The organism is Pseudomonas sp. Pso3, assembly GCF_055393275.1.
On sequence record NZ_AP043687.1, the window covers coordinates 4,873,253 to 4,890,800 of the forward strand.

Genomic DNA, 17,548 nt, shown 5'->3' on the forward strand with positions numbered 1-17,548 from the left:
ATTAGATAGCACAACCTATCAGAGGTGCAGGAAGACTTTGTAACCTGGGATGAGAGGGATAAGGGACAGGGACGAACAGGGCAAGGCGCCTCGCTCAGGACAGGGCGGAGGCGCTGATGAGGGCTGCAGAGGCCGGCGAGACCGGCCTGATTGGCAGGGATCAGTGCGCGGCGTGGGCCGTCATGCCGCGCGAGCGCTCGGGCTGGGTCTCCAACGGACGCCGTTCGGCGTGACCGTCGAGCAGCTTGTCCAGCAGACCGCGCAGGGCGCGTTTCTTGAGTTCTTTCAGCATCGCGAATCCTCCCGGGATCGTTATAGCCTTGGCTATATTAAATAGCAGACCCTATCGAGAGGTGTTAGTGCTTTTTATCAATCGGATAAATAGAGGCGCCCTAAACCTCTCGGGCTAGAGCGACCGGACGAGCCGGGAGCGATGCCTAGTCACCCTCCTCCACCCGCGTCCTCAGACGGCGACGGGCTTCCTGCGGCGCCAGGCCGGTCCAGCGCCGGAAAGCCCGGCGGAAATTGCGCAGATCGCCAAAGCCGGTCTGAAAGGCCACCTCGGCCAGCGCCAGGTCGGCCCGGCCGAGCAGCGTCAGGGCGCGATCACGACGCGCTTCGTCGACCAGCGCCTGATAGTGGGTACCCGCCGCTTCGAGCCGGCGCCGCAGGGTCCGTTCGCTGAGATTGAGCGGCGCGGCCAGTTGCGCCAGGGTCGGCGGCGCATCCAGCCGCTTGCGGATCTCGCGCTGCAGGCCCTCGACCAGATCCGTTCGCAGCGGATCGTAGCCAGCCGCCGTGCCCAGCAATTCGGTCACCTCGGCGGCCACGGCGTCGTCGCGGGTGGCGAGCGGCAGGTCCAGCCAGTCGGGATCGAATTCGATGGCGGTCGCTGACGCGGCGAAACGCACCGGGCACTCGAACAAGGCCGCATAGCGCTCGCCATGCGGTGGAGCGGGATAGTCCAGGCTCAGCGCCCGCGGCGGCAACCGTGTCCCGGCGAGATGCCGGGCGACGCCTAGCACGCTGGCCAGCCCCTCTTCCATGTAGAAGGCGGTCACCGCCGGCTCGTGGAAGCGTGGCGTCAGCACCAGCCGCACCGCCGCCGCCCCCTGCTCCAGGCCATAGTCGAGCATGGCACCGGCCTGCCGCTGATAGTGCAACCCCAGCTCCAGGGCCGCGCCCAGGGTGGCGCAGGCCTGCATGCCGAGGCCGACCAGGCCGAGCGAGACGCTGGTCTGCCGGGCGCCGACCGCCAGGCCCAGGCCGTCGTCGCCCAGTTGCGCCAGGCAACGCCTGACCAGCAGATAGCCCTGCCGGTGCGACAGGCGAAAGCCCGGCCGCTGCACGTCGGCCGCCGTGAAGCCGAGGCCGCGGCAGAGTCGCTCCACGTCGACGTGGCGTTCGGCCGCCACCCGCAGCAGCAGCCGCGACACCTGGGGCGGCGCCGAGGCACGGGAAAAGCGCGGATCGACGGGGTCCGGCATGACGACGCTCCTCGGGCGAGAACCTGGCTGGACGTTAACCCAGTGGCGACCGGGCGAAAATCCCTCGGCAACGGCTGTCCGTTTCGGCCCCCTTCCCTGGCCGCCGCCACCCTGCCGTGGCCCATCGACCCGCCGCTAAGGTTGCCTCGACACCCACGCGTGGAGACCTGCATGAACGACGACCTCTCCTACCAGGACTGCGGCGAGCGCATCTGCATCGTCGGCGGCGGCCCCGGCGGCCTGTGCATGGCCCGCGCCCTCAAGCGCCGCGGCCTGGACTACGAGCAATTCGAGCGCCACAGCGACTTTGGCGGCGTCTGGGACCTGGATAACCCCGGCACGCCCATGTACGAATCCGCCCACTTCATCTCGTCGCGAGACCTCTCGGGCTTTCTCGACTATCCGATGCCCCGCGCCTTTCCCGACTATCCCGGCAATCGCCAGATCCTCGACTACCTGCGCGCCTTCGCCCGCACCTTCGGCCTCTACGCCCAGGCCCGCTTTAACACCGCCGTCGAACGGGTCGACAAGGATACGGATGGCCGCTGGATCGTCACCCTCGACAGCGGTGAACGCCGCCGTTATCGGGCGCTGATCTGCGCCACCGGCTGCAACTGGGACCCCAACCTGCCGGAGATCCCGGGGCACTTCAGCGGCGAGATCCGCCACGCGGTCAGCTACCGGCGTGCGGCGGAATTCCAGGGCAAGCGGGTGCTCATCGTCGGCGCCGGCAATTCCGGGGCCGACATCGCCTGCGACGCCGCCGCCAACGCCGAGCGCGCCTTCATCAGCCTGAGGCGCGGCTATCACTTCATCCCCAAGCACCTCTTCGGCGTGCCGGCGGACGTCTTCGGCGAACGCGGTCCGCGCCTGCCGCTGTGGCTGGAACGGCCGCTGTTCCAGGGTCTGCTGCGCCTGCTGCAAGGCGACCTGACCCGCTTCGGCCTGCCGAAGCCGGACCATCGCCTGTTCGAAAGCCATCCGCTGCTCAACAGCCAGCTGCTGCACCATCTGCAGCACGGCAACATCCAGGCACGGCCGGACGTCTCGCACTTCGAGGGCGACCAGGTGGTGTTTCGCGATGGCAGCCGGGAAGGTCTCGACCTGGTCCTCTATGCCACCGGCTATCGCTGGAGTTGCCGCTACGCCGCTGACTACTTCAGCTGGCAGCACGGCCGGCCGCAGCTCTACCTGTCCATCTTCAGTCGCGAGCACCGCAACCTGTTCGGCATCGGCTATCTGGAGACCAACTCCAGCGCCTACAAGCTGTTCGATCAGGAAGCCCACCTGATCGCCTGCCACCTGGCCGACCAGCTCCAGCGCCCGGACCAGGCCCGCGAATTCCAGGCGCTGATCCAGCAGGACGACCCGGATCTCTCCGGCGGCATCCGCTTCGTCGACTCGCCCCGCCACGCCGTCTACCTGGAGGTGCACGCCCTGCAGAACTACCTGCGCCAGCTGCGTCGCCGGCTGGGCTGGAGCGACCTGACCCCGGGTTATTTCGATCCCCTGCGCCAGGCGCCCGAGCCGCTTCCGGCCAGCCTGCCCACCCCGTCCTGAGCGAGCCTGCCGATGAGCGACGTCATCCTGATCACCGGTGCCGCCGGCGGCATCGGTCAATGCCTGGCGCGGCAACTCAGCCGCCGACCGGTCCAGCTGGTCCTGGTGGATCGCGACGCCAGAGGCCTGGCCGCCCTGCGCGCCGAGCTGGGCGAAACCACCCTGACCTACGCCGCCGATCTCTGCAACGAAGACCAGCTCGCCGCCCTGATCGACTTCGTCCAGCAGCGCTGCGGTCGCCTCGATGCCCTGGTCAACAACGCCGCCATCGTCCGCGTCGGCCCCCTCACCGAACGCTCTCCGGCCAGCATTCGCCAGGAGCTCGACATCAACCTGCTGGCGCCCCTGCTGCTCGCGCGGCTGGCCATTCCCCTGCTCCGGCGCTCGACCAATGCCCGGCTGGTCACCACCGTCTCCCTGGCAGGCATCTTTCCCACCCCGGAGAGCCCCATCTATTGCGCCAGCAAGTTCGGCCTGCGCGGCGCCATGCTCGCCCTGGCGCAGGATCTCGCGCCCCAGGGCATCCGCGTCTGCTGCGTCCTGCCGTCGGCCACCGACACCCCGATGCTGCGCCATGAGGCCATCGCCGGCGGCAATGCCCTGCAATTCATGGATCCGCCCCAGTCACCCGAGACGGTGGCGCGGCTGCTGGTGCGGGTGCTGGATCGACCGCGCCTGGAAAGCGCGCCGCGCGCCGGCGAACTCTGGCTGAGCCGGCTGGCAATGCTGGTGCCCAACCTGCTGCCGCGCCTATTGCCGTTCTTTCAGCGTCGTGGCGAACGCGGCCTGCGCCGCTATCTCAGCGACCTGGAGCAGCGCGGCCTGGCCGAACACCACGAAGGCACCTGGCGCCTGCGCCCGGACGACCGACCCGACTAGCCTTCTTTCGGAAACAAAAAAGGGGCCCGCAGGCCCCAAGGGAAATCGAAGTGATCTCAGCCTTCGATTTCGATCAACACCTCGCCCGGATTGACCCGGTCGCCCTTGGCCACCCGCACCGCGGTGACGGTGCCGGCGATGGGCGCCTGGATCTCGGTTTCCATCTTCATGGCTTCGGTGACCAGCACGCCCTGCCCGGCCCTGACCTGGTCACCCTCCTTGACCAGCACCTCGACGATGTTGCCCGGCATGGTGGTGCTGACGTCGCCCGGACGCTCCGCCTGGCGCCGCCGCTGACCGCCCTCGGCGACGAAGTCACCACTGGCCTCGAACACCACCTCTTCCGGCACCCCGTCGATGGACAGGTAGAAGTGCCGCTTGCCCTCGCTCTTGAGGCCGATGCCGGTGATGTCCACCTGGTAGGTCTCGCCGTGCACGTCGACGCTGAAGGCAGTCGGCACGCCCTGGCCGCCCACCGCGGCCACGCCATCGGCCGACGGCATGGGCAGCAGGGCTTCCGGCACCAGGGTCCCGGCGGCGCGTTCCTCGAGGAACTTGCGGCCAATGTCGGGGAACATGGCAAAGGTCATCACGTCTTCTTCGCTCTTGGCCAGGTCACCGATCTCGGCGCGCAGCCGGGTCAGCTCGGGACTGAGCAGATCGGCCGGCCGCACCTCGATGACCTCCTCCTGGCCGATGGCCTGCTTGCGCAGCTGCTCGCAGATGGCGCCCGGCGCCTTGCCATAGCGGCCCTGCAGATAAAGCTTCACCTCGTTGGTGATGGTCTTGTAGCGCTCGCCGGCCAGCACGTTGAAGAACGCCTGGGTGCCGACGATCTGCGAGGTCGGGGTCACCAGGGGCGGATAGCCCAGGTCCTTGCGTACCCGCGGGATCTCTTCCAGCACCTCGTTCATGCGATTGAGGGCGCCCTGCTCGCGCAACTGGTTGGCCAGGTTGGAGATCATGCCGCCCGGCACCTGGTTGACCTGTACCCGGGTGTCGACCCCGGTGAATTCGCTCTCGAACTGGTGGTACTTCTTGCGCACCGCATGGAAATACAGGCCGATCTCCTGCAGCAGCTCCAGGTCCAGGCCGGTGTCGTAGGGCGTGTCGCGCAGGGCCGCGACCATGGATTCGGTCCCCGGGTGGCTGGTGCCCCAGGCCATGCTGGAGATCGCCGTGTCGATGCGATCGGCGCCATTCTCCACCGCCTTGAGCTGGCACATGGCGGCCACCCCGGCGGTGTCGTGGGAGTGCACCACCACGTCCAGGGTCAGGGCCTCCTTCAGCGCCTTGACCAGCTCGCCGGTGGCATAGGGCGTCAGCAGGCCGGCCATGTCCTTGATGGCGATGGAGTCCACGCCCAGGTCGGCCATGCGCCGCGCCTGGTCGACGAAGGCCGCGACGGTGTGCACCGGGCTGGTGGTGTAGCAGAGGGTGCCCTGAGCATGCTTGCCGCTGGCCTTGACCGCGCGGATGGCGGTTTCCAGGTTACGCACATCGTTCATGGCATCGAAGATGCGGAAGACGTCGGTGCCATTGGCGGCGGCGCGCTCGACGAAGGCCTCCACCACGTCATCGCTGTAGTGCCGGTAGCCGAGCAGATTCTGGCCGCGCAGGAGCATCTGCAGCCGGGTATTGGGCAGCGCCTTGCGCAGCTGGCGCAGACGCTCCCAGGGGTCTTCCTTGAGGAAGCGCACGCAGGCGTCGAAGGTGGCGCCGCCCCAGACTTCCAGCGACCAGTAGCCGACCTGGTCGAGCTTGGCGCAGATCGGCAGCATGTCTTCGGTGCGCATGCGGGTCGCCAGCAGCGATTGGTGGGCGTCGCGCAGGATGGTGTCGGTGATCTGGATGCTTTTCATTGTTCTGTCGTCCTTACAGACCGGCGTGGGCGGCGATGGCGGCGGCGATGGCGATGGCCAGGTGCGTCGGGTTGCGCTTGATCGAGTACTGGGTCAGCTCCGGATGGCTTTCCACGAAGCTGGTGTTGAAGCGCCCGCTGCGGAATTCGGGATCGCGCAGGATGGCCCCGTAATAGGGCGCGGTGGTCTTCACCCCCTGCACGCGCATGTCGTCCAGGGCGCGCAGGCCACGATCCATGGCCTCTTCCCAGGTCAGCGCCCAGACGATCAGCTTGAGGCACATGGAGTCGTAGTACGGCGGGATCACGTAGCCGGTGTAGATGGCGGTGTCGGTGCGCACCCCCGGTCCGCCCGGCGCGTAGTAGCGGGTGATCTTGCCGAAGCTCGGCAGGAAGTTGTTCTTCGGGTCCTCGGCATTGATGCGGAACTGCAGGGCGAAGCCGCGGTGCTGGACGTCTTCCTGGGCAAAGGACAGCGGCAGGCCCGAGGCGATGCGGATCTGCTCGCGAACGATGTCGATGCCGGTGATTTCCTCGGTGATGGTGTGCTCCACCTGCACCCGGGTATTCATCTCCATGAAATACACCTCGCCCTCGGCGAGCAGGAATTCCACGGTGCCGGCGTTCTCGTAACCCACCGCCTTGGCCGCGCGCACCGCCAGATCGCCGATGTAGGCGCGCTGCTCGGGGGTCAACTGGGGGCTGGGCGCGATCTCGATCAGCTTCTGGTTGCGCCGCTGGATGGAGCAGTCGCGCTCGAACAGATGCACGGTGTTGCCGTGGCTGTCGGCGAGGATCTGCGCCTCGATGTGCTTGGGATTGACGATGCACTTCTCGAGAAACACCTCGGCCGAGCCGAAGGCCTTGGTCGCCTCGGAGATCACCCGCGGATAGGCCTGCTCCAGTTCCTCGCGGGAGTTGCAGCGGCGGATACCGCGACCGCCGCCGCCGGAGGTGGCCTTGAGCATCACCGGATACCCGAGGCGATCGCCTTCGCGCAGGGCCTCGGCGACGTCCGCCACGTTGCCCTCGGTGCCCGGGGTGCAGGGCACGCCGGCGGCGATCATGCTGCGCCGGGCCTCGGTCTTGTCACCCATGCGGCGGATGACCTCGGCGGACGGCCCGATGAAGCGGATCCCGCGCTGGGCGCAGATTTCCGCCAGCTCGGCGTTTTCGGAAAGGAAGCCATAGCCGGGATGCAGGGCGTCGCAACCGGTCTCCACGGCCAGGTTAACCAGTTTGCGCGGGTTGAGATAACCCTCCAGCGGATCGCTGCCGATGCCATGGGCTTCGTCGGCACGTTTCACGTGGAGCGCTTGGCGATCCGCATCGGAGTAAACCGCCACCGAGCGAATGCCCATCTCGGCACAGGCACGCACGATGCGCACGGCGATCTCGCCCCGATTGGCGATAAGTATCTTCTTGATCACACCTGGCTCCTTATCTGCTGCAGCCTGCAGCCGCTTGTTATTGCCGGTGACCTGAAGCTACGCCAGGGTCTCTCTTATGGAAAATAAATAATTGTTGGATACTCCATAAGTCATCCCTTATGGATCTCTGAGATGCCCATGCGCAAGCCCCTGATGCGGCTTACCTTTCGCCAATTGCAGGTATTCGAGGCCGTGTGCGAGGCCCGCTCCTACAGCCGCGCGGCCGACATCATGGCGCTGACCCAGCCGGCGGTGAGCCTGCAGGTCCGTCAGCTCGAAGAGGTGGTGGGCGCCCCGCTGTTCAACTACGTCAATCGCACCCTCTACCTCACCGAAGCCGGCGAGGCCCTGCGCCAGACCGGGCGCGATCTCTTCGCCCGGCTGGGCAGCCTGGACATGCAGCTGTCAGATCTGCGCGGCGCCCTGCACGGCCAGCTGCGACTGGGGGTGGAGAGCAGCGCCCAGTACCTGGCGCCGCACCTGTTCAGCCAGTTCCGCAGCAGCCATCCCCAGGTCGATCTGGCGCTGACCGTGGGCAACCATGCCCGGGTGCTGCGTCGGCTGACGGAGAATCGCGAGGACGTGGCGCTGATGTCCGGGGTGCCCAGTGGCTCGGACCTGGATTTCCTGCCCTTGCTGGACAACGCCATCGTCGCCGTGGCGCGCCCGGGCCATGCCCTGGCCGGTCGCCATGGCCTGAGCCTGCGCGATCTGACCGCCTATCCGTTGCTGGTGCGCGAGGTCGGCTCCGGCACGCGCCAGGCTTGCGAGGACTATCTCAAGCAGAAGCGCGCGCACTTCGCCGAACAGCTGGAGATCGGCGCCTTCGAGGCGCAGCGCGAGGCGGTCCGCGCCGGACTCGGCCTGGCGCTGCTGCCGCGCCAGGCCATTCGCAGTGATCTCGCCGCCGGCAGCCTGGTCGAGCTGGACGTCGCCGACTTGCCGCTGCGCCGCTCCTGGTGCGTGGTGCAGGTACGCGGCAAGCCGCTGTCGCCGGTGGCTCAGGCCTTCGTCGACTACCTGCGCAGCCAGCGCAGCCTGATCAATGCGTTAGGTATTGCCCTGGAGCCTGCTGTCGGCGCTGGGCCTGGCGCTCGTCAAGCAGCTGATTGAGAAACAGCAATTCATCGAGTTCCACGGCGAGTCGCTGTTCTTCGGCACGGGCTTCGATGGCGCGGCGGAATTTCATTCGCCGTTGATCCTGTAGCTTTCTGCGGGTCTTGCTGTCGAGACGAACGCTGGATTCCTGGATGAGAGCGGTCATGCCAATTCCTCCGGGCTGGGATCGGAATGGGCAGCTTCACCCTAACAGGTGACGATTTGGCGACAAAAAGACGACTATTGGGTGTCGTTGTGCTTGGTCGATTTCGATGACAACCGCAGGCTGCGCAAGCTGCGCTTCACGCCCTTGAGGTGCTCGACCAGGGCCGGACCGCGGGACATGGCCACGCCCATGGCCAGCACATCGATCACCACCAGGTGGGCGATCCGCGAGGTCAGGGGCACATAGATATCGGTGTCTTCGTGCACGTCGATGGCGATGTTGACCGTCGACAGATCGGCCAGCGGCGTCTGCCCCGGGCAGATGGTGATCAGGGCCGCGCCGTTGTCGCGCACCAGGTTGGCGGTGATCAGCAGGTCCTTGGAGCGGCCCGACTGGGAGATGCAGATGGCCGCATCGGAGGCCGTCAGGGTCGCTGCCGACATCGCCTGCATGTGCGGATCGGAATAGGCGGTGGCGCTGAGCTGCAGGCGAAAGAACTTGTGCTGGGCGTCGTTGGCCACCGAACCCGAGGCACCGAAGCCGTAGAACATCACCCGCTGGGCCTTGGCGATCGCCTCGATCGCCGTTTCCAGCGCACGCATGTCCAGGCGCTCGCGCACGTCCATGAGGGTATGAAGGGTGGTGTCGAAGATCTTCAGACTGAAGTCTTCCACCGCATCGTTCTCGTGGATGGCGAACTGGCCGAAACTGGCCCCCGCCGCCAGGCTCTGGGCCAGGCGCAGCTTGAGATCCTGGAAGCCGTCGCAGCCGATGGCGCGGCAGAAACGCACGATGGTGGGCTCGCTGACGCCGACGTTGTGGGCGAGGTCGGCCATGGAGCTGTGCATGACGGCAGCCGGATCCACCATGACCTGCTCGGCGACCTTGAGCTCCGACTTGCGCAGCAGGTGGCGGGATTGAGCAATGTGTTGCATGAGGTTCACAGGCGTATCTCGTCTAGCGGGCGGATGTAGTGCGTCGTACTTATACTACATAACGGTCGCCAAGGCTCTTGGTCATTACGATTCAGCACGGTCTTTTTCGCGCCCGTATCGGCACTTGGTAGTCATCCGCACGACCGACTACCTGAGCCCGAGCAGCTTTTGAACCGCTCTGCGCAAGGCCTTGCACAGATTCCCGAGCGGTGGCGCACAGTTGCCCTAGCCCGCCCTTGTAGTGCTTTTGCAACCCACTGATCAGAAAGGAATTTTCGGTTCTGGCATAGCCCTTGTTAGCTCCTGGTATCCGGGCCATGAAGGCCCATCACCAGGCAAGGAGAGCACCATGCCAACCCCCGCGTACCTGTCCCTCGAAGGCACCAAGCAAGGCCTGATCACCGCCGGCACCTTTACCGAAGACTCGGTCGGCAACATCTTCCAGGAAGGTCACGAAGACCAGATCCTGGTCCAGGCCTTCAACCATCAGGTGATCATTCCCCGCGATCCCCAGTCGGGTCAGCCCACCGGCCAGCGCGTGCACAAGCCGCTGATGATCACCAAGGTGTTCGACAAGGCCTCGCCGCTGATCTTCAACGCCCTCACCTCCGGCGAACGCCTCGGCAAGTGCCGCCTGGAGTGGTACCGCACCTCGGCCACCGGCACCCAGGAGCACTACTTCACCATCGAACTGGAGGACGCCATCATCGTCGACGTCCAGTCCCGCATGCCCAACTGCCAGGACCCGAGCATGGCGCACTTCACCCACCTGGAAGACGTCTACTTCACCTACCGCAAGATCGTCTGGACCCACGAGGTCTCCGGCACCTCCGGTTCCGACGACTGGCGCTCGCCGATCGCCGCCTGAGGCGCCGACTGCAAGCATTACTCTGCCCCCGCCAGCCCTGCTGGCCGGGGGTCCGCTGCCCTGCGCCACCCGCCTCGCCTCCCATCCGTCCGGTTTGGCGCTCCTTCTGCCGCATCGGTAGAATGCGGCGATGAACGACGACATTTCCCTGCTGCTCAATTCCCTCAACGATGCCCAGCGTCAGGCCGTGGCCGCGCCCCTGGGTCGCCAACTGGTCCTGGCCGGTGCCGGCTCGGGCAAGACCCGGGTGCTGGTGCACCGCATCGCCTGGCTGATCCAGGTCGAGCGCGCCTCGCCGCACTCCATCCTCTCGGTGACCTTCACCAATAAGGCCGCCGCCGAGATGCGCCACCGCATCGAGCAATTGCTCGGCATGAGTCCGCAGGGCATGTGGGTCGGCACCTTCCACGGCCTGGCCCACCGCCTGTTGCGGGCGCACTGGCAGGAAGCGGGGCTGTCGCAGAATTTCCAGATCCTCGACAGCGACGACCAGCAGCGCATCGTCAAGCGGGTGATCCGCGAGCTGGGCCTCGACGAGCAGCGCTGGCCGGCACGCCAGGCGCAGTGGTTCATCAACGGCCAGAAGGACGAAGGCCTGCGACCGCAGCACATCCAGGCCGCCGGCGATCTCTTCCTCAGCACCATGCGCAGCATCTACGAAGCCTACGAGGCGGCCTGCGCGCGCGCCGGGGTGATCGACTTCTCCGAGCTGCTGCTGCGCGCCCTGGATCTGTGGCGCAACAATCCCAGCCTGCTGGAACACTACCAGCGGCGCTTCCAGCATCTGCTGGTGGACGAATTCCAGGACACCAACGCCGTCCAGTACGCCTGGCTCAAGCACCTCGCGCAGAATGGCGCCAGCCTCATGGTGGTGGGCGACGATGACCAGTCCATCTATGGCTGGCGCGGCGCCAAGATCGAGAACATCCAGCAGTTCAACGAGGACTTCTCGGCCGAGATCATCCGCCTGGAGCAGAACTACCGCTCCACCGACACCATCCTCAAGGCCGCCAACGGCCTGATCGCCCACAACTTCGGCCGCCTCGGCAAGGAGCTGTGGACCGATACCGGTGAAGGCGAGGCCATCACCCTCTATGCCGGCTTCAACGAGCACGACGAGGCGCGCTACATCGTCGAGACCATCGAGAGCGAGTTCAAGAAGGGCACCCGGCGCAGCGAGATGGCCATCCTCTACCGCTCCAACGCCCAGTCGCGGGTGCTGGAAGAGGCGCTGCTGCGCGAGAAGATCCCCTATCGCATCTATGGCGGTCTGAGATTCTTCGAGCGCGCCGAGATCAAGAACGCCATGGCCTACCTGCGGCTGATCCAGCATCGCCACGACGATGCCGCCCTGGAGCGGGTGATCAACGTGCCGCCGCGGGGCATCGGCGAAAAGACAGTGGAGGCGCTGCGCAGCGCCGCCCGCGCGCAGAACACCTCGCTGTGGCAGGCGCTGCACGACCTGGTCGGCGCCCGCGCGGTGTCGGGTCGCGCCGCCTCGGCGCTCAATGCCTTCGTCGAGCTGGTCGACACCCTGGCGCTCAAGGCCGAGGACCTGTCCCTGCACAGCCTGGTGCAGCAGATCATCGAGCAGACCGGCCTGGTCACCTTCCACAAGGAAGAAAAGGGCGAGAAGGGTCAGGCGCGGGTGGAAAACCTGGAAGAACTGGTCAGCGCCGCGCGCTCCTTCGATTTTAGCGGTGACGAGGAGATGACGCCCCTGGCGGCCTTCCTCGACCACGCCGCCCTGGAATCCGGTGACACCCAGGCCGACAGCCACGAAGACAGTGTCCAGCTGATGACCCTGCACAGCGCCAAGGGCCTGGAATTCCCCCTGGTGTTCCTGGCCGGCATGGAAGAAGGCCTGTTCCCGCACAAGATGAGCCTGGAAGAACCCGGCCGCCTGGAAGAGGAACGCCGCCTGGCCTACGTGGGCATCACCCGCGCCATGCGCCGCCTGGTGATGAGCTATGCGGAGACCCGCCGGCTCTATGGCAGCGAGACCTACAACAAGGTCTCGCGCTTCGTCCGCGAGGTACCGGACGGCCTGATCCAGGAAGTGCGGCTGTCCAATGCGGTCAAGCAGCCCTTCGCCGGCAGCCGGACCAGTCCCTTCGCCCAGGCCCCGGTACCGGAGACCACCTTCAGTCTCGGCCAGCCGGTGCGCCATGCCCTGTTCGGCGACGGCGTCATCCTCAACTACGAGGGCTCCGGCGCCCATGCCCGGGTGCAGGTCAACTTCAAGTCCGAAGGCAGCAAGTGGCTGATGGTGAGCTACGCCAAGCTCGAACCGCTCTAGCCATGACCACCTCCTGGCTGTTCTGGGCGCTCCTGGCGGCGGCGTTCGCCGCCCTCACCGCCATCTTCGGCAAGCTGGGCGTGGAACACGTCAACGCGGACTTCGCCACCCTGCTGCGCACCCTGGTGGTCGTGGTGGTCCTGGCGGCCATCGTCCTGGCCACCGGGCAGGCGCAACCCCTGGCCAGCATCGCCGGTCGCAGCTATCTGTTCCTGTTGCTTTCGGGCGTGGCCACCGGCCTGTCATGGCTGTGCTACTACCGGGCGCTCAAGCTGGGCCCCGCCTCGCTGGTGGCGCCGGTGGACAAGTTGAGCGTGGTGCTGGTGGCGATCTTTGGCGTGGCGCTGCTGGGTGAGCGCCTGGACCTGCGCCAGTGGTGCGGCATCGCCGCCATCGGCGGGGGCGTGCTGCTGCTGGCCTGGAGGCCCTGAAAGGGCGCAGGAAAAGAGCCTGACCGCCGGTGGGAGATTGCCGGACGGCAGAAAGCGGCCAAGCCCATTTCCTGCATTGCGCATTCCCTTGCCATCGATCCGCTTATTCAAACGGCCGACTTAGAGCGATTCTGCCGCGTCGATCCCCGGCCGGCAATGGCTGGATTCCGCAAAAGCGGCCTAAGGGTGTCCGCCCTTGTCCTGTTCCAGGGTCTCGATGAAGGCGATCTGCAGCCGCGAATGGACGCGGATGAACCAGCGCCACAGCACCGCGATCACCACCACCGCGACCAGGCCGATCAGCAGCAGCAGCTCGCCACGCGGCAGGATGCTGCTGCTCAAGGCGGCCAGCAGCACCAGGATGCCGGCCAGCGACAGCAGCGGGATCAGCTCGCTGACCAGTCGCCGTACCGGCTGCGTATAACGGCCAGCCTGGTTCTGCCGCACGCTGAGTTCGGCCATCAGCATGGCCAGGGCCTTGAGCTTGCGATAGGCGGCGATCAGGCAGGGCAGTGACAGCAGCAGGGCCCCGCCCCAGATGCAGGCCTTCTGCAGATCGGGATCGGTGATCCAGGTGCTGAGCCAGCCGGCCAGGCCACCAGCGAAATAGGCGCCGCCAAGGAAGATGGCGATGACCAGCGACAGGTTGATGCCGACCTGCAGCAGGATGCGCCTCATCATGCCGGCCAGGACCGCCTTCTCGCCCTGGGGCTGGATGCTGCGCAGCCATTCGCCATAGATGCCCAGCACCCGCTGCATGGGCTGTGGCAACCAGCGGCCGATCCACAGCGCCAGCGGATCGGCGGCCTTGATCAGATAGGGTGTCAGCAGCGTGGTGATCGCCGACACGGCCACCGCCACCGGATAGAGGAAATGACTGGTGACGCCCAGGGTGATCCCGAGGGTGGCGATGATGAAGGAGAACTCGCCGATCTGCGCCAGGCCCATGCCGACCCGCAGCGAGGTCCGGCCATCGTTGCCGGCGATCAGGGTCCCCAGGCTGCAGGCGAGGATCTTGCCCAGCACCACGGCGACGCTGATCACGGTGATCGGCCAGGCGTATTCCACCAGCACCTTGGGATCGAGCAGCAGGCCGATGGCGACGAAGAAGATGGCGCTGAACATGTCGCGCAGCGGTTCCACCAGCTTCTCGATCTTAAGCAGCTGCCGCGACTCGGCCATGATGGCGCCGATCAGGAAGGCACCCAGCACCACGCTGTATTCCAGCTTGGCCACCAGCAGGCAGAAGCCGAAGCACAGCCCCAGCACCGTGATCAGCAGCATCTCGTTGCTGTCGAACTTGGCCACGTAGGCCAGCAGGCGTGGCACCAGCAGGATGCCGATCACCAGCGCCACGATCATGAACAGACTCAGCTTGCCCAGGGTCGAGGCCACCGCGCCCGGTTCCACCGAACCGCTCACCGCCAGGCCCGACAGCAGGGCGATGATGCCGATGCCGAGGATGTCCTCGACGATCAGCACGCCAAAGATCTGCTGGGCGAAGCGCTCGTGCTTCATCTTCAGCTCGTTGAGCGCCTTGACGATGATGGTGGTCGAGGAGATGGCCAGGATGGCGCCGAGGAACAGCGAATCCATATGCGACCAGCCGAACATCTGGCCCACCTGGTAACCCAGCCAGAGCATCAGGCTGATCTCGAGGAAGGCGGCGATGAAGGCCGTGGCACCCACCCGGAACAGCTTGCGCAGCGAGAATTCCAGGCCGAGGCTGAACATCAGGAAGATCACCCCCACCTCGGCGAGGGTCTTGATGCTTTCTTCGTCGTGGATCAGACCGAAGGGCGGGGTATGGGGTCCGATGATGAAGCCGGCGAGGATGTAGCCCAGGACCACGGGCTGCTTGAGGCGGTGGAAGAGGATGGTCACCACGCCGGCCACCAGCATGATGACGGCCATGTCCTGGATAAAAGCTAGAGCATGCATCGGCCGGGCCCTCCTATGACGGGCCGGGCACTCTCCCGACACCTGCGCTGACTGGAGTCCAAGACTAGCATCTGCAAACTCTTGTGACGGATTTTGCAAAAATCTGTAATAGATTGATGTGCTTGGAAATTTTCAACGGTCGCAAGCACTTGGCGGCCTGCTTCCAGGTAACGCCGACAGGGCAAAATACCGAAACAATTCACGCTGGCTGTACTTGACCGGGCAGCGCAAGATGTATCCAACACCAGACTCTTCACAGAGAGAACACCACATGCAACGCCTGATGAGCTTCTTCATGATCCTGTGCCTGGGCCTCACGCTCAGCCTGGATGCCAATGCCAAACGCATGGGCGCCGGCAAGTCCGCTGGCGCCGCGCCCATTCACCAGACCCGCCAGGCCGCGCCAACCCAGCAGCCGGGCATGGCTGCGCCTGCCGCCGGTGCTGGCGCCGCCGCCGCTGCCCGTCCGAGTGGCGCCTCGCGCTGGCTCGGCCCGCTGGCCGGTATCGCCGCCGGTGGTCTGCTCGCCTCCATGTTCATGGGTGACGGCTTCGAAGGCTTCCAGTTCTTCGACTTCCTGATCCTGGCGCTCATCGCCTTCGTGATCTTCCGCCTGATCGCCCGTCGCAAGCAGCAGGCCGGTCCGCAGCCCGCCGTCGCCGGTCATGCGCCGATGCAGCGCGAGATGCCCAACCAGCCCAACAATGGCGGTCTGTTCGGCGGCGCCGCCGCTGGCGCCGCGCCGGTGATCAACGCACCGAGCTGGTTCAATGCCGAGCGCTTCGTGGCCGCCGGTCGCGAGCACTTCATGAACCTGCAGCAGCACTGGGACGCCAACGAGATGGACAAGATCTCCGAGTTCGTCACCCCGCAGATGCTGCAGTGGCTGCGTGACGAGCGCGCCGCGCTGGGCGAGGGCTTCCAGTCCACCTACATCGAGAACCTGAACGCCACCCTCGACGGTGTCGAGGATCTGCAGGGCAAGACCATCGCCACCATCACCTTCAACGGTGTATCCAAGGAATCGCGCTTCGACCAGGGCCAGCCGTTCAGCGAAAGCTGGCGCATGGAGCGCATGGCCGGCGAGAACCAGCCCTGGCTGCTGGCCGGTATCCGCCAGAACGCCTGATAAGGGCGCGTCACCGAAAAGCCCGGCTCTAAGCCGGGCTTTTTCATGGGCGCCGCCTGCCGAACATCTCTCGAAACCGCTATCAAGTCCGTACGGAAGCTGCCGTTATCCCGGACTGAACTGCTAACCTTGCGCGCCTCTTTTCCCTTTATCCGGTGCGCATTTCGAGAGAGGCCTGCTATGGAAGACGTCATCGAACGCCTGCGTGAAGAAAACGAACCCGTTCCCGTACCCCTGGAGCTGCCCGACGAAGACCTGCTGGTCGAGATCGAGGAAGAGCTGCTCATCAGCCTGCCGCCGGAATTCCGCGAATTCCTGCTGACCGTCAGCGACGTGGTCTATGGCCGCATCGAGCCGGTGACCGTCACCGATCCCCAGTCCCATACCTACCTGCCGGAAGTGGCCGCCACCGCCTGGGACGAAGGCCTGCCGCGCGAGTACATTCCCCTCTGCGCCAGCGACGACGGCTACTACTGCGTCAGCCAGGAAGGCGAGGTACTGTTGTGGGAAGATGGCGACCTGACCGACGAATCCTGGGATTCGGTCTGGGTCTGGGCGCGCGACGTCTGGCTGGAAAGCTGACCGGCCCGCTACTGAACGACCCCGCTGCGCATGGGTCTGGATAAGGCCATCACTTACGGAGGATGCGTCATGAGCACTCCCGTCGTCCTGATCACCGGTGCCGCGGGCGGCCTCGGCCGGGCCCTGGCGCAACGCTTCGCCCAGAGTCGCTGGCGCGTCGCCGCCGCCGACCGCGATGCCGAGGGCCTGCATGGCCTCAACGGCATCGTCGGCCTGGATTCCAGCGTGACCGCCGATATCTCCAGCGCCGAGGGCTGCCGCTCCCTGGTCAGCAAGGTCATGGCCCGTACCGGGCGTCTGGATGCCCTGATCAACGCGGCGGGCATCTGGCGCGAAGGCGAGGTCGAGACCTTTACCGAGGACGACTACGACCTGGTGATGGCGGTCAATCTCAAGGCCACCTTCTTCATGTGCTCGGCGGCCATCCCCTTCCTCAAGGAAAATCGCGGCGTCATCATCAACGTCGCCAGCGGCGCCGGACGCCAGCCCATCGCCGGCGCGGCGGCCTATGGCGCGGCCAAGGCCGCGGTGCGCTTCTTCAGCCAGAATCTGGCGGTGGAACTGGCGCGCGATGGGGTGCGGGTCAATGCCGTCTCGCCAGGGGACATCGACACCCCCATGCTGGACTTCCAGGCCGCCCACTATGGCAGCGGCGATCCGGCCGGCTATCGCCGCAACCTGCTCAATCGCTATCCCCAGGGCGAAACCGCGCGCTTCATCCAGCCGGAAGAGGTGGCCGAATTCGTCTACTTCCTCTGCCAGCCCCAGGCGGCGGCCATTTCCGGCGCCGATCTGCCCATCGACTTCGGGCTGTCCGCCGGCCGTTGACGGCTGTGACAGACGGCGCCGGTGCGCCGTCTACAGGATTTCCCCCTCGAGGAT

General features: G+C 66.0%; 16 protein-coding genes. 9 read left to right on the forward strand and 7 right to left on the reverse strand.

The features are described 5' to 3' along the window. Positions 1-160: 160 nt before the first annotated feature. Positions 161-292, reverse strand: coding sequence for a hypothetical protein (locus tag ACZ5R1_RS22910; protein WP_255211807.1), 132 nt, complete (start codon positions 290-292; stop codon positions 161-163). Positions 293-437: 145 nt separating this feature from the next. Further along, complete coding sequence (locus ACZ5R1_RS22915; protein WP_288472103.1) at positions 438-1,487, reverse strand: AraC family transcriptional regulator; 1,050 nt, start codon at positions 1,485-1,487, stop codon at positions 438-440. Between the two features lie 171 nt (positions 1,488-1,658). Here ACZ5R1_RS22915 and ACZ5R1_RS22920 point away from each other — a divergent pair, with 171 nt between their 5' ends. Both ACZ5R1_RS22920 and ACZ5R1_RS22925 read left to right on the forward strand, forming a co-directional pair. Continuing rightward, the gene (locus ACZ5R1_RS22920) at positions 1,659-3,047 is read left to right on the forward strand and encodes a flavin-containing monooxygenase (RefSeq protein WP_288472106.1); all 1,389 of its coding nucleotides are present in this window, start codon (positions 1,659-1,661) and stop codon (positions 3,045-3,047) included. Positions 3,048-3,059: 12 nt separating this feature from the next. After that, positions 3,060-3,926, forward strand: a complete 867-nt coding sequence (locus ACZ5R1_RS22925) for an SDR family NAD(P)-dependent oxidoreductase (protein ID WP_181084726.1) — start codon at positions 3,060-3,062, stop codon at positions 3,924-3,926. A 56-nt stretch (positions 3,927-3,982) separates the two neighbouring features. Here the strand turns inward: ACZ5R1_RS22925 and oadA are convergent, their stop codons facing one another. Together oadA and ACZ5R1_RS22935 are read right to left on the reverse strand one after the other, a co-directional pair. Beyond that, on the reverse strand, positions 3,983-5,788 hold the full coding sequence (oadA, locus tag ACZ5R1_RS22930) for a sodium-extruding oxaloacetate decarboxylase subunit alpha (RefSeq protein WP_027598703.1): 1,806 nt from the start codon (positions 5,786-5,788) through the stop codon (positions 3,983-3,985). A gap of 13 nt (positions 5,789-5,801) precedes the next feature. After that, positions 5,802-7,217, reverse strand: coding sequence for an acetyl-CoA carboxylase biotin carboxylase subunit (locus tag ACZ5R1_RS22935; RefSeq protein WP_027600492.1), 1,416 nt, complete (start codon positions 7,215-7,217; stop codon positions 5,802-5,804). 138 nt (positions 7,218-7,355) lie between these two features. Here ACZ5R1_RS22935 and ACZ5R1_RS22940 point away from each other — a divergent pair, with 138 nt between their 5' ends. Further along, a complete protein-coding gene (locus ACZ5R1_RS22940; RefSeq protein WP_042135432.1) occupies positions 7,356-8,330 on the forward strand; it encodes a LysR family transcriptional regulator in 975 nt (324 codons plus the stop codon). Here the strand turns inward: ACZ5R1_RS22940 and ACZ5R1_RS22945 are convergent. Then, the gene (locus ACZ5R1_RS22945) at positions 8,260-8,481 is read right to left on the reverse strand and encodes a PA3496 family putative envelope integrity protein (protein WP_074583361.1); all 222 of its coding nucleotides are present in this window, start codon (positions 8,479-8,481) and stop codon (positions 8,260-8,262) included. The genes ACZ5R1_RS22940 and ACZ5R1_RS22945 overlap by 71 nt on opposite strands. Positions 8,482-8,555: 74 nt before the next feature. Continuing rightward, positions 8,556-9,425 carry a transcriptional regulator HexR gene (gene hexR, locus ACZ5R1_RS22950; protein ID WP_288472114.1) on the reverse strand — a complete coding sequence of 290 codons (870 nt, stop codon included), beginning with the start codon at positions 9,423-9,425 and terminating at the stop codon, positions 8,556-8,558. A gap of 340 nt (positions 9,426-9,765) precedes the next feature. Between hexR and ACZ5R1_RS22955 the strand changes: the two genes are divergently transcribed. From ACZ5R1_RS22955 to ACZ5R1_RS22965, 3 genes are all read left to right on the forward strand, one after another. After that, on the forward strand, positions 9,766-10,284 hold the full coding sequence (locus tag ACZ5R1_RS22955; protein WP_017639168.1) for an Hcp family type VI secretion system effector: 519 nt from the start codon (positions 9,766-9,768) through the stop codon (positions 10,282-10,284). 130 nt (positions 10,285-10,414) lie between these two features. After that, complete coding sequence (gene uvrD, locus ACZ5R1_RS22960) at positions 10,415-12,583, forward strand: DNA helicase II (RefSeq protein WP_042134948.1); 2,169 nt, start codon at positions 10,415-10,417, stop codon at positions 12,581-12,583. 2 nt (positions 12,584-12,585) lie between these two features. Next, positions 12,586-13,014: an EamA family transporter gene (locus tag ACZ5R1_RS22965; RefSeq protein WP_007160104.1), complete on the forward strand. Its 429-nt coding sequence runs from the start codon at positions 12,586-12,588 to the stop codon at positions 13,012-13,014. Positions 13,015-13,194: 180 nt separating this feature from the next. Here ACZ5R1_RS22965 and ACZ5R1_RS22970 read toward each other — a convergent pair whose 3' ends face one another. Next, positions 13,195-14,955 (reverse strand): cation:proton antiporter, encoded by a 1,761-nt coding sequence (locus tag ACZ5R1_RS22970; RefSeq protein ID WP_027598708.1) that lies wholly within the window; start codon positions 14,953-14,955, stop codon positions 13,195-13,197. Between the two features lie 271 nt (positions 14,956-15,226). Here ACZ5R1_RS22970 and ACZ5R1_RS22975 point away from each other — a divergent pair, with 271 nt between their 5' ends. The 3 genes from ACZ5R1_RS22975 (at position 15,227) to ACZ5R1_RS22985 (ending at position 17,494) form a co-directional block, all read left to right on the forward strand. Then, positions 15,227-16,084, forward strand: coding sequence for a Tim44 domain-containing protein (locus ACZ5R1_RS22975; protein ID WP_042134953.1), 858 nt, complete (start codon positions 15,227-15,229; stop codon positions 16,082-16,084). Positions 16,085-16,264: 180 nt separating this feature from the next. Continuing rightward, positions 16,265-16,666: an SMI1/KNR4 family protein gene (locus ACZ5R1_RS22980; RefSeq protein WP_007160107.1), complete on the forward strand. Its 402-nt coding sequence runs from the start codon at positions 16,265-16,267 to the stop codon at positions 16,664-16,666. A gap of 69 nt (positions 16,667-16,735) precedes the next feature. Then, the gene (locus tag ACZ5R1_RS22985; RefSeq protein WP_027598710.1) at positions 16,736-17,494 is read left to right on the forward strand and encodes an SDR family NAD(P)-dependent oxidoreductase; all 759 of its coding nucleotides are present in this window, start codon (positions 16,736-16,738) and stop codon (positions 17,492-17,494) included. The last annotated feature ends 54 nt before the right edge of the window (positions 17,495-17,548 follow it).